26 protein-coding genes and 6 tRNA genes are annotated in these 26311 nt (G+C 34.0%); 4 read left to right on the top strand and 28 right to left on the bottom strand.

Going from position 1 to position 26311, the window contains the following annotated elements:
- Positions 1-53: 53 nt before the first annotated feature.
- The 6 genes from CAO17_RS05800 to rpmG form a co-directional block, all read right to left on the bottom strand.
- Positions 54-1013: an ROK family glucokinase gene (locus tag CAO17_RS05800; RefSeq protein ID WP_085991904.1), complete on the bottom strand. Its 960-nt coding sequence runs from the start codon at positions 1011-1013 to the stop codon at positions 54-56.
- Positions 1006-1218 carry a YqgQ family protein gene (locus tag CAO17_RS05795; protein ID WP_085991903.1) on the bottom strand — a complete coding sequence of 71 codons (213 nt, stop codon included), beginning with the start codon at positions 1216-1218 and terminating at the stop codon, positions 1006-1008. The genes CAO17_RS05800 and CAO17_RS05795 overlap by 8 nt, the downstream gene beginning before the upstream one ends.
- A gap of 105 nt (positions 1219-1323) precedes the next feature.
- Positions 1324-2781, bottom strand: coding sequence for a spore germination protein (locus CAO17_RS05790; RefSeq protein ID WP_085991902.1), 1458 nt, complete (start codon positions 2779-2781; stop codon positions 1324-1326).
- An 81-nt stretch (positions 2782-2862) separates the two neighbouring features.
- Positions 2863-4407, bottom strand: a complete 1545-nt coding sequence (locus tag CAO17_RS05785) for a rhomboid family intramembrane serine protease (RefSeq protein ID WP_085991901.1) — start codon at positions 4405-4407, stop codon at positions 2863-2865.
- A 111-nt stretch (positions 4408-4518) separates the two neighbouring features.
- Positions 4519-4719: a hypothetical protein gene (locus tag CAO17_RS05780; protein ID WP_085991900.1), complete on the bottom strand. Its 201-nt coding sequence runs from the start codon at positions 4717-4719 to the stop codon at positions 4519-4521.
- Positions 4720-4861: 142 nt separating this feature from the next.
- The gene (gene rpmG / locus CAO17_RS05775; protein WP_019377954.1) at positions 4862-5011 is read right to left on the bottom strand and encodes a 50S ribosomal protein L33; all 150 of its coding nucleotides are present in this window, start codon (positions 5009-5011) and stop codon (positions 4862-4864) included.
- 242 nt (positions 5012-5253) lie between these two features.
- On the opposite strand from rpmG, the gene CAO17_RS05770 reads away from it, so the two are divergent.
- Both CAO17_RS05770 and CAO17_RS20970 read left to right on the top strand, forming a co-directional pair.
- Positions 5254-5463 (top strand): hypothetical protein, encoded by a 210-nt coding sequence (locus CAO17_RS05770; protein ID WP_085991899.1) that lies wholly within the window; start codon positions 5254-5256, stop codon positions 5461-5463.
- Positions 5464-5487: 24 nt separating this feature from the next.
- Entirely contained in the window at positions 5488-6009 is a 522-nt protein-coding gene (locus tag CAO17_RS20970) for a hypothetical protein (RefSeq protein WP_179151835.1), read from the top strand.
- Between the two features lie 123 nt (positions 6010-6132).
- Here the strand turns inward: CAO17_RS20970 and phoU are convergent, their stop codons facing one another.
- From phoU to CAO17_RS05705, 12 genes are all read right to left on the bottom strand, one after another.
- Complete coding sequence (gene phoU / locus CAO17_RS05760) at positions 6133-6786, bottom strand: phosphate signaling complex protein PhoU (protein ID WP_085991898.1); 654 nt, start codon at positions 6784-6786, stop codon at positions 6133-6135.
- Between the two features lie 210 nt (positions 6787-6996).
- A complete protein-coding gene (locus CAO17_RS05755) occupies positions 6997-9072 on the bottom strand; it encodes a peptidoglycan D,D-transpeptidase FtsI family protein (protein ID WP_085991897.1) in 2076 nt (691 codons plus the stop codon).
- A gap of 41 nt (positions 9073-9113) precedes the next feature.
- The gene (locus CAO17_RS05750) at positions 9114-10385 is read right to left on the bottom strand and encodes an MFS transporter (protein WP_085991896.1); all 1272 of its coding nucleotides are present in this window, start codon (positions 10383-10385) and stop codon (positions 9114-9116) included.
- A gap of 97 nt (positions 10386-10482) precedes the next feature.
- Entirely contained in the window at positions 10483-11094 is a 612-nt protein-coding gene (locus tag CAO17_RS05745) for a superoxide dismutase (protein ID WP_085991895.1), read from the bottom strand.
- A 165-nt stretch (positions 11095-11259) separates the two neighbouring features.
- Positions 11260-11332 (bottom strand) — tRNA-Phe (locus CAO17_RS05740).
- A gap of 32 nt (positions 11333-11364) precedes the next feature.
- Positions 11365-11457 (bottom strand) — tRNA-Ser (locus CAO17_RS05735).
- A gap of 19 nt (positions 11458-11476) precedes the next feature.
- Positions 11477-11553 (bottom strand) — tRNA-Ile (locus CAO17_RS05730).
- 17 nt (positions 11554-11570) lie between these two features.
- Positions 11571-11646, bottom strand: a tRNA-His gene (locus CAO17_RS05725).
- Positions 11647-11684: 38 nt separating this feature from the next.
- Positions 11685-11758: transfer RNA gene (locus tag CAO17_RS05720), tRNA-Met, on the bottom strand.
- Positions 11759-11762: 4 nt separating this feature from the next.
- A tRNA-Asn gene (locus CAO17_RS05715) sits at positions 11763-11837 on the bottom strand.
- 254 nt (positions 11838-12091) lie between these two features.
- Complete coding sequence (locus tag CAO17_RS05710) at positions 12092-13720, bottom strand: Na/Pi cotransporter family protein (RefSeq protein WP_085991894.1); 1629 nt, start codon at positions 13718-13720, stop codon at positions 12092-12094.
- Positions 13721-14042: 322 nt separating this feature from the next.
- Positions 14043-14678 carry an NfeD family protein gene (locus CAO17_RS05705; RefSeq protein ID WP_085991893.1) on the bottom strand — a complete coding sequence of 212 codons (636 nt, stop codon included), beginning with the start codon at positions 14676-14678 and terminating at the stop codon, positions 14043-14045.
- A gap of 65 nt (positions 14679-14743) precedes the next feature.
- On the opposite strand from CAO17_RS05705, the gene CAO17_RS05700 reads away from it, so the two are divergent.
- Positions 14744-15106 carry a hypothetical protein gene (locus tag CAO17_RS05700; RefSeq protein WP_085991892.1) on the top strand — a complete coding sequence of 121 codons (363 nt, stop codon included), beginning with the start codon at positions 14744-14746 and terminating at the stop codon, positions 15104-15106.
- A 12-nt stretch (positions 15107-15118) separates the two neighbouring features.
- On the opposite strand, the gene CAO17_RS05695 is transcribed toward CAO17_RS05700, so the two are convergent.
- Positions 15119-15499 (bottom strand): hypothetical protein, encoded by a 381-nt coding sequence (locus CAO17_RS05695; protein ID WP_143833723.1) that lies wholly within the window; start codon positions 15497-15499, stop codon positions 15119-15121.
- A 187-nt stretch (positions 15500-15686) separates the two neighbouring features.
- On the opposite strand from CAO17_RS05695, the gene CAO17_RS05690 reads away from it, so the two are divergent.
- Positions 15687-15971, top strand: coding sequence for a DUF2624 family protein (locus CAO17_RS05690; protein ID WP_085991891.1), 285 nt, complete (start codon positions 15687-15689; stop codon positions 15969-15971).
- A gap of 49 nt (positions 15972-16020) precedes the next feature.
- Here CAO17_RS05690 and CAO17_RS05685 read toward each other — a convergent pair whose 3' ends face one another.
- From CAO17_RS05685 to ccpN, 9 genes are all read right to left on the bottom strand, one after another.
- Positions 16021-16914, bottom strand: coding sequence for a deoxyribonuclease IV (locus CAO17_RS05685; protein WP_085991890.1), 894 nt, complete (start codon positions 16912-16914; stop codon positions 16021-16023).
- Positions 16915-16979: 65 nt separating this feature from the next.
- Positions 16980-18293 carry a DEAD/DEAH box helicase gene (locus tag CAO17_RS05680; protein ID WP_085991889.1) on the bottom strand — a complete coding sequence of 438 codons (1314 nt, stop codon included), beginning with the start codon at positions 18291-18293 and terminating at the stop codon, positions 16980-16982.
- Positions 18294-18320: 27 nt separating this feature from the next.
- Positions 18321-19442, bottom strand: a complete 1122-nt coding sequence (locus CAO17_RS05675) for a Nif3-like dinuclear metal center hexameric protein (RefSeq protein ID WP_085991888.1) — start codon at positions 19440-19442, stop codon at positions 18321-18323.
- Positions 19435-20151 (bottom strand): tRNA (adenine(22)-N(1))-methyltransferase, encoded by a 717-nt coding sequence (locus CAO17_RS05670; protein WP_085991887.1) that lies wholly within the window; start codon positions 20149-20151, stop codon positions 19435-19437. The genes CAO17_RS05675 and CAO17_RS05670 overlap by 8 nt, the downstream gene beginning before the upstream one ends.
- Positions 20152-20265: 114 nt before the next feature.
- The gene (gene cccA, locus CAO17_RS05665) at positions 20266-20634 is read right to left on the bottom strand and encodes a cytochrome c550 (protein ID WP_085991886.1); all 369 of its coding nucleotides are present in this window, start codon (positions 20632-20634) and stop codon (positions 20266-20268) included.
- Positions 20635-21406: 772 nt separating this feature from the next.
- Positions 21407-22552 carry an RNA polymerase sigma factor RpoD gene (gene rpoD / locus CAO17_RS05655; RefSeq protein ID WP_085991884.1) on the bottom strand — a complete coding sequence of 382 codons (1146 nt, stop codon included), beginning with the start codon at positions 22550-22552 and terminating at the stop codon, positions 21407-21409.
- A 31-nt stretch (positions 22553-22583) separates the two neighbouring features.
- On the bottom strand, positions 22584-24404 hold the full coding sequence (dnaG, locus tag CAO17_RS05650; protein WP_085991883.1) for a DNA primase: 1821 nt from the start codon (positions 24402-24404) through the stop codon (positions 22584-22586).
- A 351-nt stretch (positions 24405-24755) separates the two neighbouring features.
- Positions 24756-25559 (bottom strand): pyruvate, water dikinase regulatory protein, encoded by an 804-nt coding sequence (locus CAO17_RS05645; protein WP_085991882.1) that lies wholly within the window; start codon positions 25557-25559, stop codon positions 24756-24758.
- Between the two features lie 34 nt (positions 25560-25593).
- Positions 25594-26223 carry a transcriptional regulator CcpN gene (gene ccpN / locus CAO17_RS05640; RefSeq protein ID WP_085991881.1) on the bottom strand — a complete coding sequence of 210 codons (630 nt, stop codon included), beginning with the start codon at positions 26221-26223 and terminating at the stop codon, positions 25594-25596.
- Positions 26224-26311 lie beyond the last annotated feature (88 nt).

Here is a 26311-nt window from a genome sequence, read left to right as displayed (position 1 = left end):
ATATTTACTATACTGTTCGATTTAATTAATTATTAAACATCATTTCACAGTTTTTAACCAACATTTTTTTTAACTAAATATGCTCCACCAATCATTCCCGCATCATTCCCTAATTGGGCAAGTTTTATTTCACACGTTTCACTTATCTTCGGTATTGCATGTCTCTTAAAGGAATCGGTTATATAATCTAGCAAGAAGGTCCCTGCTTTCGAAACGCCACCACCAATTATTATTTTTGAAGGATTATTTAGTGAAGCCATATTTGCTAAAGCCATACCTAAAATATTGGTCGTATGCTGGACGATGTGTAAACATGTTTCATCACCGGATTTCGCTAATTCTAAAATATCTTTAGCAGATATATTTCCTGTTTTATTATAATAACTAGCTAAATTACTTCTTGTATTTAACGTAACAGCGTCCATACCTTGACGAGCAATCCCTGTTGCTGAACAAATCGTTTCCAAGCAACCAATTCCACCACAGTTACAAGGTATTCCATTTGGATCCACTTTTATATGGCCAATTTCACCAGCCATACCATTTTCACCATTTAAAATTGATCCATTTACGATAACTCCACCACCCACACCAGTTCCAAGAGTGACAGCAATCATGTTAAAAGAATGATTCCCCGCTCCTATCCAATTTTCACCTAAAGCAGCTATATTTGCATCGTTCTGAACGAAGACAGGAAGCCCTGACATATTTTGTAACTCTTTTGCTAAATCAACGTTCTTCCAGCCAATGTTTATTGCTTCATACACCAATCCAGTTTCTGAATTTATAAATCCAGGAGCTCCAATTCCAATACCGAGAACAGCCTCTTTTCTAAGATTCTGCTCACTTAAATTGGTTAAAACAGATTCCCAGATATCTGTAATTATGGATGCACCATTATTGGCAGTCTTCGTTGGTATTTGCCATTTATGAAGTATATCACCTTCCATGTTAATAAATCCTAATTTAATTGTCGTACCACCAATATCTGCACCAATAATAACTTTATTCATTCATACCGCTCCGTTTCATGAGTCTTGTTTTTTCTTTTCTTAAAATTAACTTAGCATGTTTATAATCATCATTACTTATAAATTGAAACTGGTATAAGTCATCTACTTCCATTTCCATTAATTCTAGATCACCAACACGATCTCCAGTATAAATAAAAGTGTGGAATCTTTTTAATAATTGTTGAACATCATAAACTGTTTTCATTAAAAAATCACCATTATTTATTATAGCAAATCTCTGTAAAGAAATGAATTACAGTTGCATTACATCACTCGATTTTCAATAAAACGGAAAAACCCAGACCGAATATTAGCGATCTGGGTCTCCCGGATTTAAGAACTCGGGTCTAGTCCGTTGCAACGGAATTGGTGACCTTATAAGGATTTGTTTAAATGCCCGAAATGAAAACGGAATAAATGGCCAAAAATATGGTATATGAAATGTCTTCATACGTGATAAATAAATAATCCACAATGTAATTCCGATTACAAAACCAGGTCCTCCGAAAATAGCGGTAATAATTAAAAACACAATCCGTACTATATGGTTGGATAGACTTAGCTCATAGCTTGGTGTGGCATATGATCCAATTGCAGCAAGTGCAATATAAAGTATAACTTCATTGGAAAACCAACCAACTTCTACAGATACTTGTCCAATTAATATAGCCGCTACGAGACCTAAGGCTGTAGCAAGTGATGCTGGACTATGGATCGCCGCCATCCTCAGCATATCCATACCAAGCTCAGCAAGTAAAAACTGTAAGAGGAGTGGAATATTTCCTTCCTCATTAGGTCCTATGAAATCCAACCCCGCTGGTAAGTACTCGGGTTGTACCGAAACAAGGTAATAAAGTGGTAAGATAAAAAGTGATAGAAAAACTGCTATATATCTTATGATTCGTAAATAAGCCCCCACTAATGGTTTTTGTCTATACTCTTCCGCGTGCTGCAAGTGATGCCAGTACGTTGCAGGTGTAATCATAACACTAGGAGAGCCGTCAATAATGACAAGCACGTGCCCTTCATAAAGGTGTGCAGCTGCCGTGTCTGGCCTTTCCGTGTACCGTAAAGATGGATAAGGATTCCAATGCCTACCACTTAGATATTCTTCCACTGTTTTTTCAGCCATAGGTAAACCATCTGTATCAATTAGTTTTAGTGTATCTTTCAGTTTTTCTACTCGTTTCTCATCGGCTATATCAGATAAATAACAGAGCGCAATATCTGTTTTCGATCTTCTACCAATCTGTAGATATTCCATTCTGAGAGAACGGTCTCGAACCCTTCTTCGGGTTAATGCTGTATTAAAAACAATTGTTTCTACATATCCATCCCTCGAACCCCGTACCACTCTTTCAAGGTCGGGCTCTGCTGGAGAGCGGACAGGATATGTACGTGCATCAATAATAATTGCTTTATCCAAGCCCTCAACAAATAACACTGTTGGACCAGCTAAAACCTGATCCGCAGCTCGATTTAAATCATCCTCCTGACCTAGCTCAATGTATGGAATATAGGTTTTCATAAGCTTTGTAAAAGCATTAGGCTCTATATCCTCTGGACTGATTTCAGCTAAAAATTTCATTAAATAATGTAATATTTCATCTTTAGCAAAACCATCAACTAAGAATAAAGCCATCTTACGTCCTGCATATTCCATGTCTAGACGAATTAAATCAAAACTGTCATCCACACCCAGTCTATCACTAATGTAGTTCACATTTTTCTCAAAAGAAGGATAAAGCGGTTTTTTTTCATTTTCCATCGTTTCACACCTAACATCAATCGAATGATAGGCTTAGTTTGAACGAAATAAATAATTTTATACTTTATTAAACCAATAACCTTAATTAACTGGTTCACCTGTTATTTGCTCATATAAATCAAAGAAACCTTCTTCATTAGGATTCGCTTCATGAGCTTTTTTTATATTCTCTTCTGCTTTATCCCATTTGCCTTTATTATAGTAAAGAAGTGCTAAGTTATAATAAGCCTCAGGAAGAGGGTCAATGGATATACTTTTTTCCAAATCCACAATAGCCGAATCGATCTCACCTACCTTAATATAAGCAAATGATCGCTGAAAAAGTATAATAGCATCCATTTCCCCTTCTACTGTTGTTAATGCATTTGTTGCTACATCTATAGTTTCTTCATAATTCTCCTCTTTTATGGCTTCCTCCAATATCATTAAATGATAAGTTTGATTATTTTCATTATTTGTTATTCCAAACAAACATAAACCATACAACAAGCCAATGTAAAAGATAAAAGAAAAAAGCTGTAGAAGAGAATTTTTTTTATGAGGTAGATGTAGAATACTTGAAGCTATAAAACCAGCAGCTAATCCCCCTAAGTGTGCTGCCATGTCAATTTGCTGAATGGAGAAACCGAAGACAATATTTATTGCTAATACTATTAGTATGTTTAACCCCATTGTTTGATAAAAAATTTGCTTATAATTAAGTCCAAAGAATAAAAGCGCACCAAACAAACCAAAAATAGCCCCAGATGCTCCAGCGGAAACATTTATGGAGAATGCAAAACTAGCAATTCCTCCACCAACTCCTGCTAAGAAATAAATGATTAAGAAACGCCATTTTCCATATATTCCTTCAACTAACGTTCCTAAGTAATAAACAGCTATCATGTTCATAACCAAGTGAAGCAACCCAATATGTAAAAACATGGAAGTAATAATACGCCACCATTCTCCGTCTTGAATAATTGCAGGATTATACTTTGCTCCAAACTTGACTAACGTATTAATAGCATTACTTTCACCAATTTGCTCTACTAAAATAAATAGAAGAATATTAATTACCATAATTATGTATGTAAAAAATGGCTTACCATATGAAAAAACTTTTTCTTTTTCTTGCTGTTTTTTATTTAATATTTGAGTCAAAAAAGTACGTTGTTTATTTACTTCTAATTCTTTATCTTCTTCTGATAAATTTTGTTTAAGTTCAATATCTTGTAAATCGAGTGAGGCCTTTAATCGTACAAATTCTTCCATAAAATCTTCTCTATTCAAATAATATACGTTCATCTTAACAGCATTCTTTTCCTTTAACTTCATGGGTCGTTTCAAAGCTTCCCAATCATCTACAGGAGGGTATGTAGAAACATAGACATTGTGTATCTCCACTCGCTTTCCCTTTAATACCTTCCTTAAACCTTTTACCTGCTGAAAAACAATGGCGATATCTTTTTTCAAATGATTTTTCCAATCAAATCCCCTCGTTGTTAATCTAATGACTTCTGAATTTTTTTTATCATAATTCTTTAACCATACCTCTTGCTCATTCATGTGTATTAATTCATAACCTTCTTCAGTTACAAAATGTGCTGCAAGTTGGTACATTATATTCAATTCATCTAAGTACATTGATTCACCTTCCCTCACCACATCATATCATAGAGAAAATTAAAATGAGTAATATGTATTCCTATATAAAAAAAGAAGTCATATTTAACATACAACTTCCTTCATTCTGTATTATAATAATTCCTGTTCAACTTCACTATCAAATAAACTAGGTAGAATTTTTGCTCGCATTGATGGTATATTCATTGAAATTCGTACTGCATACTTCCGGAGAAACCCAATAGACATCATCCAGTTTAATAAACGATATCTCTTCTTATATACAAACAAGCTCAAGGAGCCTACTATAATCAACTGAACAAATACCTTCATTAATAACACCTTCTTTTAAAGTTAGTTACCATTATGCTTTGAAGGTATTAGCGAATTATACATGTATTATAGCCTTATTTATTAAAATAAAAATCCCCTTATCGAAATCGATAAGAGGACTTTTGGTATTTATTCCGGGAAATTATTTAGTTTCACGGTGTAATGTGTGTTTTTTAAGACGTGGACAATATTTTTTAAGCTCGATACGCTCAGGATTTGTACGTTTGTTTTTTGTTGTAATATAATTACGATCACCTGTTTCAGTACAAGCTAGAGTAATGTTTACGCGCATGATTTTCCCTCCAAACTATAATATCTACAATAATTAAAACAAAATCGTTTCAGACTTAATTAATAATACCAGAGAATTATTTTTCAATCAAGAATCAAATGGAAAAAACTTAAAGTTTTCTCCTTCTTATTTCTATGTTATAAATAGTATGTGTAAAAAATTAACTATTAGAATTCGAGGTACAATCCCTCATTTTGGGGTGATATTCTTTTTTCGATGTACATAATTAAGGAGGAAACAACATGATTTATGCAGTAATTACAGTGATCATAATTGCAATTGTTCTATTTGTACTTTCATTCTTTATGAATGACCGTATAGAAGAACTTGAAGATCAAGTGGAGCAATTATCCATATCAAGTATGCAGGAAACATATCAAATAAAGAAAAAAATAAAAATTTTAGAAGAAGAACTTTTACCTGAAGAGCTTACAAATGATTTAGAAAAATAATTAAACAGTAAAGAGGAGAAAATGATGAAACAACTTGTTAGATATTTCTCAATAGGTTTATTTACTGCCGGCATACTTATGTTAATTGGCATTTTCTTATTTGATAACAAAGGAGCAAAAGAATTATCCACTAATGAAATGATTTCACTTATAGAGAAAGAAGGATATCATGTATTATCCAATTCCGAGTACATTTCCCTGAGTGTAAATTCAGATGAAACTAAGGAAAAAACTAAAGATAAGGATACTCAAGACAAAACATCACAAAAGAAAACGTCCAAAAAAGGGGAAACAACAGAGGATAAAAATAAAAATTCCTCTTCTGATGAAGGTGATGAAAAGTCAACATATACTATAAATATTAAATCTGGTATGCCTACCTCAGAAATTAGCTCCCTTTTAGAGAAAAATAAAATTATTAAAAATGCATCAGATTTTACTGATTATTTAGAAGAACATGATTATAGCTTAAAAGTTCAATTAGGTGAATTTAAAGTATCTAGTGACATGAGCTTCTATGAACTTGCCGAGACTCTAACAAATTAAAAGGTTAAGCAGTTATTTTTTACTGCTTAACCTTTTTTATTCATCCAACCTATTTCTAGTGAATTTTTTTAGAGCATGTTGATTTTTGCCTTGAGCAGCCGCCCATATAATGTTATCGTCTTCTTAATTTAGACTGTAATTTTCCCCTCTAACTAGATATAAAATACTTTCCCCAATGTTAGTAATATGGTCTGCATACCTTTCCAGATACCTTGCTGAGAAGGCAATTTGCATAACATATTGAACTTTTTCCGGTTTTGTAGCAGTTTCTCCAAGTAATTCACTAACAACATCATTGTACAATGAATCTACTTTATCATCCATTACACCTATTTCCTTGGCGATAGTAATATCTTCGTTTTCAAAAGCTAAAATAATTTTTCTATGCATTTCGGTTATTATTTCATACATTTTATTTATACCATCAGGAATTTTGATCTCATTTTTCCCTAATTTTATCGCTGAATTTGCTATATTTTTTGCATTATCAGCCATTCTTTCAATATCAGTTACAATTCTCAAAGCATTTATAATTTTACGTAAATCTGTTGCAACCGGCTGTTGCTTAGCAATTAAAAGTACAGCTTTATCATTAATTTCTATTTCTGCGCGATCGATGTGTTTATCATCCTCTACAACTTGATTTGCTTTATCTAGATTTTGCGTATGAAGAGCTGAAATTGCCTTCTCCAACGCCTCGTGCGATAATGTTGCAAGCCTCGTTATATACTTATTTAATTCCTCTAGCTCATTCCGAAATTGGTTACGAGTTTCCATTGTTATTCTCACTTCCTCATTCTCTATTATATTACAGTTACTAACACTATTATAGCTTAATATTGTTAATTCACTGTAAATTAGGTGTAAATTAACCTAAGGGATGACTCCGAAGCTGAATAAACAAGTCAAAGTTCCTATGTATTTGGAGATTTTGACTTGTTTATTCATTACTATTATTACTATTATTGCTCTTTTGAATTTATATGCTTATTCTTTTTTCATTTTAAAGTAGGTATCTAAAATTTTTTCGCCGATTAAGTTATTTATTGGATGCTGTTCCCTTACATTTGGGCCTAGATTGGGTACAATGACCGCAAAAGCGACCTCTGGATTATCAAAAGGAGCATAGCCCACTAAAGTTCGGTTCTCTGTTTTATATATAGTATCTGTTTCTTGATGGAAATAATCACTTTGTGCTGTACCTGTTTTTCCAGCAGGATTATAATTTTTGTTCACAAAGAAATTGGATGCCGTTCCCCTAGCCTCCTGAAATACCCTTCTAAATCCCTCTTGAACCCTTTCTATATGGTCCATTTGAATTAAATTTAAAACAGTAGTATTCACTGAACGATAGATTGAGCCTAACTGCTCTTCCTTGCCATCTGGCTTGTGAATTGTTTTTACCACATGAGGTTTAACACGATACCCTCCGTTTGCAATGGTGGACACATATTGGGCTAGTTGGATGGTTGTGTAAGTGTCATATTGTCCGATAGCAAAGTGCAATAGATTCCCTGCAACAGGTTCTGGACCTACATAACCTGTTGCTTCATAAGGAAAATCAATACCCGTTTTAACACCGAGTCCAAACTGTGAAAAATAATTACGGAATTCCTGAAACGCACTTTTATCAATGGAAACAGTACTTCCATTTGGAAAAGGATATCGAAACTCTCCCCCCATACGTAATGCAATATAAAACATGTATATATTAGATGATAATTTTAATGCATCATAATCATTTACTAAACCAAGATTAGCATAGGAAGACATTTCCGGTGTACCAGCTATTTTGATAGTTCTATCAAAAAAGCTTTCACCAGGTTGAATAACACCAGACGCATATCCTGTTAAAACAGTAGCACCTTTAATAGCAGATCCTGGACGGTGTGCATCATATAACGTTCGAAAAGCCTCATTTCTAAATTCCTTCACCTTTCTATCGTAACGTTGCCCAGATATTGCCAATATCTCCCCGGTTTGTGGGTTCATCACTACCGCAAGCGCGTCTCTTAAAAAACGATTGGCATGTGGATGCTTTTGTATAGCTTTCCGTAATTCCTCTTTTAGAATATTATCTACTGCTTTCTGAAATTCCATATCAATCGTAAGAACTATATCCTTCCCACGTTCACCTTCTACAATAGTTTCTGTATCAATAATAACTCCATTTTTTGTTGTTGTATATTGAACCTGTTCTTTTCTTCCCCGTAATACGTCTTCATAGTATTCCTCCAAACCACTGGTTCCCACTCGATCATTTCTATTGTAACCTCTCGTCAGATAATAACTTTCATATTCAGCTGGTATTCCTTCACTTTGGGTTGTAATAGATCCTAACAAACTCCTTATTGTATCGCCATACGGATAGGACCTATTCCAATCTATGGTAGCGTTAATACCTGGCAATACATCCAAATGTTCTGAAACCTTAGCATATTCCTCTGCAGTAACCCCTTTATTTTTTACGATTTGCGGTATTAAAGAATGTGCTTTATCCAACTCCTTCTTAATGGCAATAACTTCCTTCTCATTCATACTGAACTGACTAATTTCCTCTTCTGGTATTAGTTCTAACGTTTTATTGTAAGCCTCGGCATGACTTAATTTTTGTAAATCTACATCTGACAGGAGATTATTTGCCTCATCTTTATTATTTAGATACCAGTACTCCTTTAAATTACGTTCCGTTAACTTTTTATCTAGATATTTTTCAGGGTCCTTTTCTTCCTCGGGAACCATTGTAATGAATTCAGCCAACTTTTCGGCTATAATTAGCCTATCCTTGGCCTCTAACCTTTTTTCTGGTGTATACGTAATAGAATAGATGGGATTATTATCAACAATTACATCTAAATCACGATCATAGATTTTTCCTCTTGGTACGGGAACTTTAGTTGTATCCTTAATCGTGCGGTTTATTTCTTGTTGGAAATTCTCTCCATTTAAGATCTGGACAACACCTAGTTGGAGTATAAGTACAGAAAACAGCAGAAATATAACGAAGAACAATAGATTAATACGAAAGGGTAATTGAGTTTTTTTCTTTCTATTTTTACTCATTTTACTTCCCCCAACCATTAAATATACTTTAATTATTTCGTCTATCTATTCTTTTCGTCTGTTATCTGGTCCTTCATCAATATTTCCTTATGCGGTGTACTTCCTAAATAAATATTTTTTACAAATAGATAAATGATTACATGTCCTGCTCCAAAAAGAACAAGTATTATTGGAATTACTTTCTCTGCATTAAACAAAGAAACTGCAATTAAAAATAAAATAACTGACACAATTCGGCCACTGTTCAAAAATAGTTCACGAACAACAATGTATTCAATCCGTAATTCCCCTGCCTTCCATGCTTTCCCAATGACATCGTAAGTTAAAGATACATAAGGTACATTGATAATGGGATAAGCAATACCAATAATGATAGCGTAGACAATTAAAAGGAAATAACTTAGATCAAATAATATGATAAATATAGAAAAATATAGAAGACAAGCCCCAACTAATATAGCCTTTTTTCTCATAGATGGCTTGATAAATTTTGTAACAATAAAATACAAAACAGCAGATAGACCAGATAAAAATAAATTAAATGTACCTAATGCAAATTCACTTTTCGTTACAATGAACACCCAAATCGAGATTACAAATACAAATACCCCTTCTCGGATCCCCTGAAAAAAATGGGCATTTAAAATACGACTCCAATTCTTATTATTTTGTTTTTCATGTAAAATACGTTTAAAATGGAAATTCCCTTTTGCACTTCTCCGATTTAAAAAGAAGCTAACAGCAACCGCACAGATAAATAATATAAATGAAATAGTAAAGATTGTTGTATAACCGACGTTTCCATCCATTTTAGAAATGATAATACCTGCAAGCAATGGACCAACCATACCACCTAACGATTGTAAGACGCCTAAAAACCCATTAAAAAAATCACGTGTATCCGGTTCAGTAATTTCAAAGGTTAATACATTGAAAGCAAGCCAATAAAATCCATAACCGATACCTAATAAACACCCAAGGAGAAAATTAAATGTAGAAGCTTTTTCCCCTATAATTAAGACAGATAAAAAAAATAAGGATAAAAATATAACCCCTAATCTTAAAACTATAATACGATCAACCTTTTTAGCTAGCCTTCCTGCTAATATAAAGGTCATTGCTTGAAATATATTTATTCCAAGGTTATAAACAGCAATCGTTACGTAATCTCCGGATTGTCTCCACAAATAAATATTCACGAAAGTATTGGATAGAAAAATTCCAAGAGAATACAATCCACCGATAAGCAATAACAATAATAAATCACGATTAATATCCATTTTACTTTGAAATGATTGAAGTATTTTCAACATATCTAACTACTCCTTTGGTCTATTCTTAGTTTGGTCGAATAGAAGTTAGATATGCAAAAAAACACGTGGGAAAGTCCCACGTGTTTCGTTTATTTATTTATTTAGCTGCATCAAAATTTTTAGCAACTTCATCCCAGTTAACTACATTCCAGAATGCAGCTAAATATTCAGGGCGTCTATTTTGATATTTTAAATAGTAAGCATGCTCCCAAACGTCTACTCCTAAAATAGGAGTTTTACCTTCCATTAAAGGAGAATCTTGGTTTGGTGTGCTGGTAACTTCTAGTTCACCATTATTTACAGCTAGCCAAGCCCAACCTGAACCGAAACGGCCTGCAGCTGCAGTTTCAAATTCTTCTTTAAATTTAGCAAAGCTTCCAAATTTCTCATTAATTTTATCAGCTAATTCGCCAGTTGGCTCTCCTCCACCATTTGGGGATAAAACTTTCCAAAAAAGACTATGGTTAGCATGTCCGCCACCATTGTTACGTACAGCTGTACGTTTTGCTTCTGGAACAGCATCAAGATTACTGATAATTTCTTCTACAGATTTACCTTCTAACTCTGAAACACCTTCAAGAGCACCATTTAATTTAGTAACATATGTGTTATGGTGTTTCGTATGGTGAATTGTCATTGTCTCTTTGTCGATTGTTGGTTCTAATGCATCATATGCATATGGTAATTCTGGTAATTCAAATTTTGCCATGATTTTCTTCCTCCTTAAAATGGTAAAATAAGGTTATCAACCCTTTAATTAGAAGGTTATCACTGCTCGCTAGAACATGCAAATAATTTGCATAAGACTTGGGAATTACTAGAAATTAAATTTTTAAATAATAAAAAACAAGTATTTCTACTTGTCTGAAAGTAATGGCTTGGGACGGAATCGAACCGCCGACACACGGATTTTCAGTCCGTTGCTCTACCGACTGAGCTACCGAGCCAATTTTATTATATTTTATGTATTTCATATATATGGAGGAGGTAGAGGGATTCGAACCCCCGCGCGGTTTGACCCGCCTGTCGGTTTTCAAGACCGATCCCTTCAGCCAGACTTGGGTATACCTCCAAGAAATATGAAAATAAAATGGTGGACCCTGCAGGACTCGAACCTGCGACCGATCGGTTATGAGCCGATAGCTCTAACCAACTGAGCTAAGGGTCCGTTACTATTTCTTTATATGGGGCGACCGGTGGGAATCGAACCCACGAATGCCGGAGCCACAATCCGGTGCGTTAACCACTTCGCCACGACCGCCATATTTTGTATGATATAATCTGTCCAATAAAGTATGATAGCGGCGGAGGGAATCGAACCCACGACCTCACGGGTATGAACCGTACGCTCTCGCCAGCTGAGCTACACCGCCATGTTGGCTCCACAGGTAGGATTCGAACCTACGACCGATCGGTTAACAGCCGATTGCTCTACCACTGAGCTACTGTGGAATAATTATAAGTATCATTGAAATAGCACAATATATAAAATACCATGTTCTTCCAAAAAAGTCAACTATTTCCGACAAACATCTATCAGAAACAACAAAGTTTATAGTAACACTTATTAAAAACAATTTCAATAAATAGTAAATAACTCCCTTAAAACGGATATTTTTGTAATGCAAATTACTAGTGTCCGATATTGAAACAAGGTAACTTAAATTGAAAAAGGAAAGAAAGTAAAACACTTTCTTTCCTAAAGATTATTCCCCTAAAACATCTTCTGCAATATTTACCGCATGATCACCAATACGCTCTAAGTTACTAATAATATCAACAAACACAATACCTGCTGATCCTGAGCAAAGTCCTTCATTCATTCGAATAATGTGTTTTTTACGATATTGTCTTTCCATTCTATCAATTTCTTCTTCTTTTTGCATAACTTCAAGAGCTTTTTCTCTGTTCGACTCTTCTAATGCATGAACCGATTGTTTAACTGTCATTAATGTTAAATCGAACATATTATTTAGATCATCCATTGCTTGATCCGTTATTTGAACTTTATTGGAAATTTTATAATCAACTAATTCAATGATATTTTCAAAATGATCACCAATACGTTCCATATCTCGAACCGAATCCATAAGTGCTGTATGTTTTTCACTTTCTGCTTCCGTCATCGAACCTGCAGAAGAAATATTAACAAGGTATTCTGTGATTTTTCTATCTAAACTGTTTATGGCACCCTCAATTTGCGTTGCTGTTTCTGAGTGTTTTTTAGAATTTGTAGCTAAATATGAATGAGTTTCTTCTAAACCTTTATATGCATATTCTCCCATTCTAACCACTTCATTTTTTGCCTGTTGTAATGCTACTGAAGAGGAACGCTGAATAAAAATAGGATCTAAATGCTGTGGTTTGTATTCAACAATAGAATCTTCACCAGGAATCACTTTTGTTACTAGCCATGCTAAGCCTGCAATAAATGGAAATTGTATGATTGTATTCATAATGTTAAAGCTTCCGTGCGCAAAGGCAATCGTCATCTCAGGATTTAGATTAAATTGTCCTTGTAAATAGGATACATAGGATGTAAATACACCTAAAAGTAGTAAAAATATTGTTGTACCAATCATATTAAAGGTAACATGGACTAATGCCGCACGTTTCGCTGCAATACTAGCACCAATGGAGGCCAAAACAGCAGTGATTGTTGTCCCGATATTATCCCCGAATAGTACTGGTATTGCTGCATCTAAGGTCATGGCTCCTTCTGCGAATAAACCTTGGAGAATACCAATGGTTGCACTGGAACTTTGAACAACTACTGTAAATACGGTCCCAATAACTACCCCTAATATTGGATTATCACTCATACTGACGGTTAATTCATGAAAGGCTTCCAATGAACGTAATGGCTTCATACCACTACTCATTAGTTCTAAACCAAAGAATAAAGATCCAAATCCAAATACAGCTTGACCCACAGCATTAAAGATTGGCTTTTTAAAGAAAAATAATAGAAATGCCCCAACAGCCATTATTGGTAATGCATATTCCCCTAAATCAATACCAATTATAAATGCGGTAACAGTAGTACCAATATTAGCCCCCATAATGACTCCAATTGCTTGCCTCAATGTCATAAATCCAGCATTTACTAGCCCAACAGTCAAAACTGTCGTACCTGAGCTACTTTGGATTAAAATGGTTACAATCATACCTGCAAGTACCCCCAGAAATGGGTTGCTTGTAAATCGATCTAAAATGTCTCTTAATCGATCACCAGCTGATTTTTGCAGACCGTCTCCCATAAATTTTATCCCTAGGAGGAAAATACCTAATCCTCCAACAAATTCGAATATCAACTTCTGTATGTCTAGATCCAATTTCGAAACATCCCTTCATTCTGTTTGTCTTGTTCGGTTACCCTAATCCATAGTAAATATACGTAAAGACATTGTAAAGGCGTTACGACAAAAATTTACATTAAATTAACAAATGAATTTATTGATTCCTATATTTAGTTATTCCCCTATTTCATCTATTACCATTCTTCATAAATTGTTAAGATCCAATTAAAAAGAAACCAAAAATTTGATTAGCCATTCCATATATTCTATAGATATACGATTATTTTGTATCTGTTTATTTAAAAAAAAAGCTAACACCATTCACTTTTTTAGAGAATGTGTTAGCTTATTCTTTTCATTATTTATCCACTTTTTCCACCAGGATTCTCGTTCCATCCACCTGAATCACCTGGACTTCTATATTTTTTTCTATCCATTGACCATTGGAAATGGCACTATATTCTTTTTGTTTGATTTGAATCGTTCCAACAGGGCGTAAATCGGTTAATGTTATTCCTATTTGATTGTTTAATGATTCATACTCCTTATTAAGTGAATTATAACCTGCTTCACTTGTTAGTTGATCCTTTAGGGCAAGCTTAGTCCACACTTCCCTTTTCTTAAATACCTTGAGGAATAAAAGAGAACTAAAAGCGCCAATAATAACTCCTAGTACCGAATATAATCCAGCCGTAAAAGATGGTGCAGCAATTGCTACGGCAACTAACATCGTAACCAATCCAATCGTTGCTAAAGTTCCATCATTTAATATTTTTCCATCAATAATTATAAGTAATAAACCAATAAAATATAAAATAAGCATAATAACAAAGGAGCTTGTTTCTACCACATAAGCACCAAAATATATCGTCATGAAGCCAATACCCAAGATACCAAAAATACCGCGAGCATTTACTAAAACTTCACCAAGTATAAATAATGTACCAAGACCAGTTATAATAATTCCAATCCATTCTAAATTAAATATTTCCAAAGAATCCCTCCTCCATTTATAATACGAAAACGAGACTTAATTGGTTTCAGAAAAAGGAGAAAATGATGCATGTATTAAAAAGATATTTTATGTATATATTTATTATACTGCTTTTAATAAGTATTTATAAAGATTTATCTTTAAGTATACCAGGAACTAATCAAACTTTAACGGATCAAGTTCATATTTTTAATGAAGTTGATTTCACCATAATGAAAGTTAAAGTATCTCCTGGTGATACCGTGTTGTCAATTGTAGAAGAAATTAATAAACAGCACCTAAAACATTTCGAATCATCGCAAATACTTACAGATTTTAAACAAATTAATCCTGGAGTCAATCCATACGAACTGGAATCACATAATTATTATTTTTTTCCCCTATACAATAAAAAGGAGACCGAAGCCAATTCTTCAGTCTCCTTTTAACATTTTATATAGCTATACGAAAGGCAATATAAAGACTGTTATCAATATGGATATTGCCCCTGCTGCAATAGCAATATTACCAAGGGTGTCTGCACCACGAGCTCTGGAGACAAACCCTAAAATTATTCCTGCAGCTCCTAAAACTATCGGCCACATGAAGAATGAAATGATGGATAAAGCTAACCCAACCCATCCCCACATGCTATTTACTTCTCCATCTGTCTCCGATCTATTTCTAACATCATAATCATCTGCTGTAAACTCAGCTGCATATTCTTCGTTTCTAGTGCTATCTGGCTCAATCCCAACAAAATCCTGATTTTTTATCTCTTCACCATGATTCTCTCCATGGCGAGGTGCCTCTTCTACACGATTGTTCTTTTGTTCATCCATGTCCTTGACCTCCTTTTCTGTGATGAGGTGCAGTTATAGTGTATGGAGTACTCGCTTTTATAATAATGTTATTTTGTGGAAGCATTGTATACACTTGCAAACTTTCCACTATATAGGCAAGACAAGTTTATTTTTTTGTTTTGTTTGCATATAGTATAGAAGAAAATTCTTTGGGGAGTTTTTCAATATGTCCATTTTTATAAAAGAGTTAGTAAAGAATAAGTTAAAACAGATTAATTCCGATGAATTACTTTTTTACGGAAGACAGTATGGATTCTCAATTTCCAGACAACAGGCACAACAAATTTCCAAATACTTAAAACAAAATTCCCTAGATCCATTTAAATTAAAAGATCGTGAAAAAATGTTTCAGGAATTAGCACATATTACAGATATCAACACAGCTAAAGAAGCAAGAAATTTATTGGATGAGATAATTAGATCATATGGATTGCAACATTTATTTGAATAAGAAAGAGGGTAACATCACAGAATGTTACCCTCTTTCTTATTATTGACTATTACTGATTTAAAATTTTCTCTTTTAAATCCTCTTCAAAATGTCCATTTCTAATCATTTCAATTTCAAATTTGTACGGAGCTTTTTTATTTTTTTTATCTTCACCAACATATGGAGTTTCTAAGATTTTTGGTAATTCTTGTAATTGGGGATGATGAATGACATAGTGTAGTGCTTTAAAACCAATATGACCAAAACCTATATTTTCATGCCGATCTTTATGTGCTCCCCGTTCATTTTTACTATCATTTACATGTACTACCTTAATTCGGTCTATTCCAATTATTTTATCGAACTCTAGAAGTACCCCATCAAAGTCATTTACAATGTCATACCCTGCATCATGAATATGGCAGGTATCCATACATATAGATAGTTTTTCGTTTAAGGCTACCCCATCAATAATCTTTGCAATCTCGTCAAATGATCTCCCAATTTCAGTTCCTTTTCCTGCCATAGTTTCCAGAGCGATTTGAACACTGTTATCTTTATCAAGTACTTCGTTTAAACCCTCAATTATTTTCTTTATTCCTTCATCCGATCCAGCCCCAACATGTGCGCCTGGGTGTAAGACGATTTGTTTTGCACCGATTGCCTCTGTTCGCTCTATTTCACTCCTAAGGAAATTTACACCTAATTCAAATGTTGCTGGTTTCGTTGTATTTCCTATATTAATAATATATGGAGCATGTACTACTATATCAGACATGCCATGTTTATCCATATGTTCTAGGCCCGCTTCTATATTTAATTCTTCAATTGGTTTACGTCTCGTATTTTGTGGTGCCCCCGTGTAAATCATGAATGTATTTGCACCATATGCTGAGGCTTCCTCACTTGAGCCTAAAAGCATTTTTTTCCCACTCATTGATACATGAGATCCTATTTTTAACAATTCATACACCTCTTCTTTATTCAGCAGTACTTCCAATACTTATTGATTCAAACATACCGTCAAGTCTATTTCTTATATTTTGATTTCTTAGTGAGCTGTCTCTTTATTGAAGCTTGTTGTTGTTTCATTTTTTTCTTATAACCTGGTTTGACTTTTTTGGCTTTTGGAACTCGTTTCCATGCTTCCTTTTCTATATTTGTTGTTGTTTTTGTTCGCAAATGACGTTCATTCCAAGACTTTGCCTCTTTCCATTCACCATTTCGCACATCTACATATGTGAAATGAAGTCCTTTTTCTTCTAATTTTTTTATTAATGTTAAGTCATCCTCTTGATAAAGACTTATCGCTGTCCCTTCCATCCCAGCTCTTGCGGTTCTTCCTACCCGATGGATATAAAATTCTTCTTCTTTCGGAATTTGCGCATTAATGACATGGCTAACCCCTTTTATATTAATCCCTCTTGCAGCAAGGTCTGTAGCAACAACATATTGAAACTTAAGATTTTGAATATCTTTTAATACACGTTTTCTTTCCCTTGGTGTCAAACCTCCATGAATAAGACCGACATCCAATCCCTTACTAATTAGAATAGATGATAATTCGTTTGCTTGTTCCTTCCCATTTGTAAAGATAATAGCTAAATATGGATTAATTGCTTTGGAAATCTCGATAATAATATCCGCCTCTTCACGATGCTTTACCGCTATAAGTCGGTGTTCCATCTTTTCGGGTGAAATTTGATCGGCTAATTTAACATAAACCGGGTTTTCTAAATATTTTCTGAAAAAGTGCTCCAATCTTTGTGGAATCGTTGCAGAGAACACTAATAATTGAATATCCTTCTTAGAGCGAATCAATAATTGGTCCACATCATTTATAAAACCTAAATCCAGCATTAAATCTGCTTCATCAATTACAAAAGCTTCAGCTGAATAAATGCATATAGCGTCTTCCTTTACCAAATCTAAAATACGACCAGGAGTACCAACCACAATGTGTGGTGGTTCTTTTAGCTTTTCGATCATCTTCTGCTTGTCTGTACCACCAACTAATAACTTAGCAATCCAGCTTCCTTCTTGATTAGCTAATTTAATGATTTTCCTAACTTCATCATAAATTTGCGTCGCTAATTCCCGAGTTGGAGCTGTTATGACAAATTGAACTTGTCTTTTAGAGACCTTAATTTGATTAAATAAAGGAAGCAAATATGCGTGCGTTTTCCCTGAACCTGTGCTGGACTGTCCGATGATACTTTGCCCCTTTAATACTTTTGGAATAACCTTCTCCTGTATTTCTGTTGGCTTTCTAAATTTTAAACCTTCCACCACATCGTACATAATAGGCTTAAAATGAAAACTCTCAAATTGATTTTGACTCATAATGTAAAAACTCCTTTAGACTCTAATTTAAATAAACTGAAAGGGGTCTGTATTTGTTTCTGAAACGATAATATTGTTAGCTTCCATATCTAAAGATTTTTGTAAATAATTTACTGTATTCTGTTTCATGATTTTTTCTATATAATGCCCTGCATCAATAACAGCTAGTCCAGATTGCCATGCATCCTGTGCCTGATGGAATGTCATATCCCCCGTAATGTATACATCAGCACCTTTTCTCTTAGCTAAATGAATATATTTTTCTCCACTTCCACCAAGAATCGCTACCTTCTTAACTTTTTTATCTAAATTACCAGTTACCCTAATATGATCCATATTAAAGGATTTTTTTACATGTTCACAAAAGTCACGGAGACGCATCTCTTTTGAAACCTGTCCAATCCGACCAATCCCATAACGATTCCCCTCGTTTTTGAGCGGAAAAATATCATATGCCGGTTCTTCATACGGGTGTTCCATAATCAATGACCGAATCACATTATGTAATTGACTTTCCTGTACAATGGTTTCTAACCGAACCTCATCAACTATCTCTAGCTCATCCTTTGTACCAATATATGGATTGGTTCCTTCAAGTGGTTTAAATGTACCTTGTCCCCTTAATTGAAAGGTGCAGTGACTATAGTTTCCGATATGTCCGGCCCCGCTATTAGATAAAGCATTTCTAACTTCATCTATATGGCTGGTTGGAACATAAACGACTATCTTATAGAGATTCTCTTTTTTTGTCTCAATAAGTACATCCACGGAATGGACACCAAGTGAATCACATAGCATATCATTTACACCGCCACTAGCAGCATCCAAATTGGTATGTGCTGCATACACAGTTATATCATGTTCCACCAACTTCTTAACAATTCTTCCCTGTGATGTATCGACATTTACTTGTTTCATTGGCTTAAATAATAATGGATGATGAGCAATAATAAGATCTACATTCTTTTCTATAGCCTCATCTACGACAGATTCTAAAACATCTAATGTAACCATGATTTTATTTGCTTTTTTATTATAAGACCCTATTTGAAGACCAACATTATCCCAATCATACGCCAATGCTTTTGGTGCCCATCTTTCCATTACTTGGAAAACAGTTGAATGATTTAACAAGTTACGGTTAGTCATCTTTTAAAACCTCCTCAATCCATTTTAATTCCTTTTCGAATTGTACAATTTTTTCAACATCTACTTCTTTAGCTTGTTTCATTTGTTCGATAATACGTTGTAATTTTTCCTGTTCATGAGTCCATTTTGCATAAAAACTTTTCGTTTTATTTTTTAATAAGATTGGACCAAATAATAATTCCTTATCGTCTAACTCTTTCGGATTAGAAATTTTTGATGGTTCCTTATCTGCTACAATTACCTCGTAAATATGACCACTTTCTTCTATAACCGCCTCATGATTTATAATAAAATGGTGCGTTGTTAACCATTGTCTCACATTTCTTGCATCTACGTTAGGCTGTGCAATAATACGATGAACGTTTTCCAACATTTTTTTACCATTGTCTAAAATACTTTTGATTAAAGATCCTCCCATACCGGCAATAATCACATGATCAATTTCATCCTCAGCCTTTATAACCTCTAAACCATCTCCTAAACGAACATCGATTACATCAGAGAGGTTATAGTGTATCACATTTTCTTTTGCACTGTTATAAGGACCTTCGTTCACTTCTCCAGCAATAGCTTTAGCCGTATAATCCTTTAAGCATATATAACATGGCAAATAAGCATGATCTGAACCAATATCAGCAAATTTTGCCCCCTTTTGTATGTATTTTGCTACTGTTAATAACCGTGTAGAAAGATTAATTGATTTAATCATAATTCTCTCCTCTTGTGTAATGTTCTACTTCAACTTAATATTTATTATACTGTTCTAAAGAACAAAAAGAAAAGCTTTCTGTTGTTAGCAGAAAGCTTCACAAATATTTCAGTATTATTGTTTTTCACTTAGCCACTCGGCAAGTAATTGAGCTTCTTCAGCAGGAATTTGTACTGCTGGCATTTGCCCTTTACCGTTTTGAATAATTCCAGTAATATCTTCCGCATTATACTTAGAACCAACAGTTGTTAAGTCTGGCCCCATACCACCAGATAAATCAGCTCCATGACATGCAGCACAATTTGCCTGGAAAACAGCTTCAGGATCTGTCGAAACTTCCCCCTCTGCTGATTGCTCAGTTCCACCTTCTTCAGCTTGCTGAATTGCATCACGTTGTCCGACGCCAACAAAAGATATAATAATTACAGCTAGTACCCCTACTACAGCAATAATTGCATAAGGTATTAGTGGGTTCTTTTTCATAATGTTTTCCTCCTTATGTAATCCCCTTTTGTATATTTAGAATATATCAGACTATATATAGTTTACTCGAAAATTGATTTAGTTTAAAGGATAAAGATGTGAATTTTTATAAAAAAATGTAAAAAGTGGTAATTAATAGCCCCAAAATACCTGTTATTAGTATATAATTCAAATGAGCCTTCCAATGAGGGCAAACCAACATACAAAATGAAGAAATGAAGAATAAGAATACTTGAATTAACTACTATATTTTCATTAAATAGCAGACCACTTAAAAATAGGGTCAGCATTAGAAATATAAATAAAGTAACAACAAGTGCGAGGTGATGGTAATAAACCTTTCTCCACCTATAATAAATGTAACACCAAACAGAGTAACTGAAAAAAAGAATATGGTAGCTAGTTGCAAAACCTCATGAAATTTCGTAAAATATATCACAAGAAAAGAAAACGGTAACAAGAGCATTAACAATACAACTTGAAAATAAGCACCCACATAAAATTTAGAAATCCTTTCAAGTAGTTAATTGTCTCCGTTTGTGTAAAGAGCAAGTAGAAAATCACAATATTGTTTAGGTAGAAGTTTATGTTCTTTCCAATACTTTATTTCTTTAACAATAGTTTCGACCCGATTACTTGACACACCTATCACCCAGCATGTAACGGTGCCGAACTTCGCTATTCCGATTGCAAAGGGAATACGTTCCAACAAAATCAAAGAGAAGAGCCATTGATTACAGAGAACTGCTCTCAATGACTTCACTACTCATCATCAATCCATAAAATCTTTTAGTCGCTTACTACGACTAGGGTGTCTTAACTTACGCAAGGCCTTGGCTTCAATTTGACGAATTCTTTCTCTTGTAACGCCAAATACCTTACCAACTTCTTCTAAAGTTCTTGTGCGTCCATCATCAAGTCCAAAACGTAAACGAAGAACATTCTCTTCTCTATCTGTAAGTGTATCTAAAACATCTTCTAATTGCTCTTTTAATAATTCATATGCTGCATGATCGGATGGAGAAATCGCTTCCTGATCTTCAATAAAGTCACCTAAATGAGAATCGTCTTCTTCACCAATCGGAGTTTCAAGTGACACTGGTTCTTGTGCAATTTTTAAAATTTCACGTACCTTATCAGGTGCCAGTTCCATTTCCTCACCAATTTCTTCCGGTGTAGGCTCTCTACCTAAATCTTGTAAAAGTGAACGTTGTACTCGAATTAACTTATTAATCGTTTCAACCATATGAACTGGAATACGAATGGTTCTTGCTTGGTCAGCAATCGCTCTTGTAATAGCTTGACGAATCCACCAGGTTGCATACGTACTAAATTTAAAACCTTTACGATAATCAAATTTTTCAACGGCTTTAATAAGCCCCATATTTCCTTCTTGAATAAGGTCTAAAAATAGCATACCACGTCCAACATATCGTTTTGCTATACTAACAACAAGTCGGAGGTTAGCCTCAGCCAGACGTCTCTTGGCTTCCTCGTCACCTTCCTCAATTCGGGTCGCCAGTTCAATTTCTTCCGCAGCCGATAATAAATTTACACGACCAATTTCTTTTAAATACATTCTTACCGGGTCATTAATTTTAATTCCAAGTGGAACACTTAAATCTTCCAAGTTGAAATCTTCATCTTCATCATCTTCATCATCTGCTTTTTCTTCTTTTGAAATTTCCTTCATATTAGGGTCATCATCCGATTCACCAATAACCTCTATCCCTTGATCTTCTAGGTGTTCATAGAACTCATCCATTTGATCTGATTCAATCTCAAAATTCGAAAGGCGGTCAGCAATTTCTTCATATGCTAATGTACCACGCTTCTTACCAATTTCAGTTAAGGCTTCTTTTACCTGCTCTAATGTTTGTTCTGATTCTTTAATTTGTGATTGATTTTTATCAGTCATGAGTCCCCCTCCTTCCAAATTAAATAGACTTTTATGTTGTTCCTTTTATCTGCTTTTTTAATTCAATAATCTGCATTGCAATTTGGGCAGCTTTTATCGGGTCTTTCTGCTGCTCTGCCACCCTCTGTTGTTCCTTTAGTGATTGAATATTTACATAATCGTTTTTCTGCGCTTGAATCATTCGGATGTAGTCATTTATTTCCTTATCACTTATTTCATCAGAAAATGGTAACATGGCTATTTCTGTTACTAATTTTTTTAAATCATGATCTTCTAATTTTTCGATAAATAAACTAACATCTGATGAATGCCCTTCTTCATAAAAAGCATATAAATGGGTTGCCAGTATTTTATGCGCATCAATATTAAAACCTGCACCTATTTCTTCTTGAACTTTATCAGCTATAAATGAATCCTGAATCATATATGATAGCAATTTTCTTTCCGCATTTTGATAAGCAGGTAATAAATTATGGTTACTACGATAACTTGCTGCTCTATTAGTATTTCTGTTCTTATCTGTATTATCCTTTTTATGATAATATCCTTGTTTATTTCGTTGGGCTTCAACCTCTTCATTGAGAGATTCCATAGAAATATTATATTCTTTATGAAGATCTTTTAAGTAATATTCTCTTTCAACAGAACTATTAATAAGTGATATTTCTTTAATAACATCTTCTATATATTGAATACGATCTCCTTCTAGGCTTAAGTTAAAGTCCTTTTTCCGGTATCGCATATAAAAACTAATATACGTGTCACTCGTGTCAATTATTTCTTTTTTAAAAGCTTTTCCTCCATACGCTTTAATAAAACTATCTGGATCTAAATTTTCACGTAGGTTGGAGATTTTCACTTGACAACCAACTTTTCGCAAAAGGTTTGCAGCTTTATAAGTTGCCTCTAGTCCTGCGCGGTCACCGTCATAACAAATAACTACTGTATCAACATATCGATTCAACAGCTTTGCTTGGTAATCCGTTAACGCGGTTCCTAGTGTAGCAATGACATTATTAATTCCAGCTTGATAAGCGGATATGACATCCATATATCCTTCAAATAATATTACTTCATTTTCTCTGCGAATATGTTTTTTTGCTAAATCAAAATTATAAAGAACCTTCCCTTTTTGAAATAGTTCACTTTCTGCACTATTTAGGTATTTCGGTTCACCTTCTGATATTAATCTCCCACCAAAAGCAATCGTTTTACCTAAATGATTACGAATAGGGAAAATGATTCGCCCTCTAAATCGGTCAGTTACACTATTGTCATTTTGTAAAGAAAGTAAACCTGATTGGACTAATAAAGCTTGATTGAATCCCTTTTGCTTCAAAAATTCCGCCGTAAATATCTTTGAGTTTGGAGCAAAACCTAATTGAAAATCATCAATTGCCTGTTCGCTAATGCCTCTATCTTTTAAATAGTGTAGTCCTTCTTTACCTTCCTTTGTAAATCGAATTAAATGATGATATAGTTTAGTTAACCATTCATAAGCGGATAAGATATTCTGGTTTTCCTTAGAAAGAGGAGACTCCCTTTCACTACCTATATCTGGTAGATTTATTCCACTCCTATTAGCAAGATACTTTATTGTCTCAATGAAGGAGTAGCTTTCCATTTCCATTAGGAAAGTAATTGCATTACCACCTTTTCCACATCCAAAACAATGAAAAATTTGTTTTTCCTGTGAAACAGAAAAAGATGGTGTTTTTTCTCCATGAAATGGACAAAGTCCAAAAAAGTTTCTACCCTGTTTCTTTAATTGAACATACTCTCCAATAACATCAACAATGTCATTGGATTTCCTTACTTCTTCAATTACTTCTTCCGGTATTTGATTGGCCATTCTACCACCATATTATAGTATTCGTTATTCTTTTTAATTTTCCTTCACAATTCGACAATTTTTTTATGATGAAGAAAAAAATTTCCTCCCTTATTACTTATTTTGTGAAGGTGCATCCATTAATAATGCTTTATTGTATATTTCTACAAAAATATTATAATTCCTTCCTTAGAATGAATGTTTTATTTTTCAGAATATCTCCAAATAAAGTGTTACTCTTATTATATACATCTTTACACAAATTAATATTATAATACAGTTTGATAAAAATTTCTATCAAAAAGTTTCCTTATTTTCCAAACAGAAGAAAAACATTCTACAAAAGGTAGAATGTTTTTCGTTAATATCATGTTATTTATGATACATTTGTAAAATTACATTTGCTGTTTCTTCAACAGCTTTATTCGAAACATCAATGACTTTACAACCTATTCTATCCACAATTTTGTTGAAATATTCAAGTTCTTGATGAATTCTATCTAAATTAGCATAGGTTGCTTGATCACCAAGCCCTAATGCCTTTAACCGCTCTTTTCTTATTTCATTTAATTTTTCCGGACGAATCCGAAGACCAATACATTTCTTCGAATCAACCTCAAATAATTCTTCCGGTGGATCTACCTCTGGTACTATTGGTACATTTGCCACCTTTAATCTCTTATGTGCTAAATACTGAGATAACGGTGTTTTTGAAGTGCGTGAAACTCCAATTAAAATAATATCAGCTCTTGCAATACCTCTAGGATCACGACCGTCATCATACTTAACCGCAAATTCAATGGCCTCAACCCGTTTAAAATAATCCTCATCTAATTTATGAACAAGACCAGCTTCTAATCTCGGCGGATTTTCAAAAACCCGTTCCATGGCGTCAATCATCGGCCCCATTATATCTATGGCTTCGATATTTAATTCATTCGCCTTCTTATTTAAATAATTACGTAAAACAGGATTAACTAGAGTAAAACCTATAATACCATTATTGTCCTTAGCTAACTGTAAACATTCATTAATCGTTCCCTCGTCTTCTACATAAGGGATGCGAGAAATTTTATATTCCTCACTATTAAATTGACTTAAGCCAGCTTTAACAACTAACTCAGCCGTTTCACCAACAGAATCTGAAACAATATATACGTTTCGTTCAGTATTCACAATTCGTTACCCCTCCCAAACTGATGTAACTATTTTACACATGGCTATCAATTGCTAGCTCTACAAAGACCTTTGTAATAGTTGTTTTTGTTATTCTCCCTATTACAACTAATCCTTCTTCACCTTCCTTTACTACAGGTAGTCCGTCAATTTCTTTGTTAATCAGCTGCTGAGCTGCATCAAGCAATAAATCATCCTTTTGACAAACATTTATATTAGGCATTCTTGTCATTATAATATGTACAGCAATGCTATTTAAATCTTGCTGCCCCATACTTGCACGTAATAAGTCCTTACGAGATAGGACACCACTTAAGCAACCCTTCTCATTTAATACAAAGAGTGTCCCTACATCTTCTAAAAACATAGTGGAAATAGCATCATAGACCGATACATTTTCTTTAATAACAATCGGTACTTGCTGAAATTCATGAACTTTAAACTTCTTTATTTTTTCAGAAAGCAATTCAGAACCAGTCTTACCAGTGAAAAAATAGCCTACTCTTGGCCTAGCTTCTAAAAAGCCAGCCATTGTTAATATAGCTAAATCAGGCCTTAACGTTGCCCTAGTTAAACTAAGCCTCTCTGCGATATTTTCACCGGTGATCGGTCCATCAGCCTTAACAATTTCTATGATTTCTTGTTGTCTCTTTGATAATTCCACCCTTTCACCGCCTTGCTAATATGACATACTATTACTAATAATTATAACTCACTTATGATGGAAAGGGAAATTAAGTTATACTATATGT

The organism is Oceanobacillus senegalensis (genome assembly GCF_900176885.1).
Taxonomy (GTDB): Bacteria; Bacillota; Bacilli; order Bacillales; family Amphibacillaceae; genus Oceanobacillus; species Oceanobacillus senegalensis.
The sequence above is the reverse complement of the archived record's forward strand: the minus strand, read 5'-3'. Positions and strand labels throughout refer to the sequence as shown.

What these genes read in the sequence shown, in the direction of transcription:
- CAO17_RS05695 (WP_143833723.1), bottom strand. Translation starts at nt 15,499, where the DNA reads ATGGATGAACAAAAGAACAATCGTGTAGAAGAGGCACCTCGCCATGGA.
- rpmG (WP_019377954.1), bottom strand. Translation starts at nt 5,011, where the DNA reads ATGCGCGTAAACATTACTCTAGCTTGTACTGAAACAGGTGATCGTAAT.
- CAO17_RS05800 (WP_085991904.1), bottom strand. Translation starts at nt 1,013, where the DNA reads ATGAATAAAGTTATTATTGGTGCAGATATTGGTGGTACGACAATTAAA.
- CAO17_RS05795 (WP_085991903.1), bottom strand. Translation starts at nt 1,218, where the DNA reads ATGAAAACAGTTTATGATGTTCAACAATTATTAAAAAGATTCCACACT.
- CAO17_RS05770 (WP_085991899.1), top strand. Translation starts at nt 5,254, where the DNA reads ATGATTTATGCAGTAATTACAGTGATCATAATTGCAATTGTTCTATTT.
- CAO17_RS05755 (WP_085991897.1), bottom strand. Translation starts at nt 9,072, where the DNA reads ATGAGTAAAAATAGAAAGAAAAAAACTCAATTACCCTTTCGTATTAAT.
- CAO17_RS20970 (WP_179151835.1), top strand. Translation starts at nt 5,488, where the DNA reads ATGAAACAACTTGTTAGATATTTCTCAATAGGTTTATTTACTGCCGGC.
- phoU (WP_085991898.1), bottom strand. Translation starts at nt 6,786, where the DNA reads ATGGAAACTCGTAACCAATTTCGGAATGAGCTAGAGGAATTAAATAAG.
- CAO17_RS05790 (WP_085991902.1), bottom strand. Translation starts at nt 2,781, where the DNA reads ATGGAAAATGAAAAAAAACCGCTTTATCCTTCTTTTGAGAAAAATGTG.
- CAO17_RS05675 (WP_085991888.1), bottom strand. Translation starts at nt 19,442, where the DNA reads ATGACTAACCGTAACTTGTTAAATCATTCAACTGTTTTCCAAGTAATG.
- CAO17_RS05690 (WP_085991891.1), top strand. Translation starts at nt 15,687, where the DNA reads ATGTCCATTTTTATAAAAGAGTTAGTAAAGAATAAGTTAAAACAGATT.
- cccA (WP_085991886.1), bottom strand. Translation starts at nt 20,634, where the DNA reads ATGAAAAAGAACCCACTAATACCTTATGCAATTATTGCTGTAGTAGGG.
- CAO17_RS05680 (WP_085991889.1), bottom strand. Translation starts at nt 18,293, where the DNA reads ATGAGTCAAAATCAATTTGAGAGTTTTCATTTTAAGCCTATTATGTAC.
- dnaG (WP_085991883.1), bottom strand. Translation starts at nt 24,404, where the DNA reads ATGGCCAATCAAATACCGGAAGAAGTAATTGAAGAAGTAAGGAAATCC.
- CAO17_RS05750 (WP_085991896.1), bottom strand. Translation starts at nt 10,385, where the DNA reads ATGTTGAAAATACTTCAATCATTTCAAAGTAAAATGGATATTAATCGT.
- CAO17_RS05785 (WP_085991901.1), bottom strand. Translation starts at nt 4,407, where the DNA reads ATGTACTTAGATGAATTGAATATAATGTACCAACTTGCAGCACATTTT.
- CAO17_RS05780 (WP_085991900.1), bottom strand. Translation starts at nt 4,719, where the DNA reads ATGAAGGTATTTGTTCAGTTGATTATAGTAGGCTCCTTGAGCTTGTTT.
- CAO17_RS05700 (WP_085991892.1), top strand. Translation starts at nt 14,744, where the DNA reads ATGCATGTATTAAAAAGATATTTTATGTATATATTTATTATACTGCTT.
- CAO17_RS05745 (WP_085991895.1), bottom strand. Translation starts at nt 11,094, where the DNA reads ATGGCAAAATTTGAATTACCAGAATTACCATATGCATATGATGCATTA.
- rpoD (WP_085991884.1), bottom strand. Translation starts at nt 22,552, where the DNA reads ATGACTGATAAAAATCAATCACAAATTAAAGAATCAGAACAAACATTA.
- CAO17_RS05670 (WP_085991887.1), bottom strand. Translation starts at nt 20,151, where the DNA reads ATGATTAAATCAATTAATCTTTCTACACGGTTATTAACAGTAGCAAAA.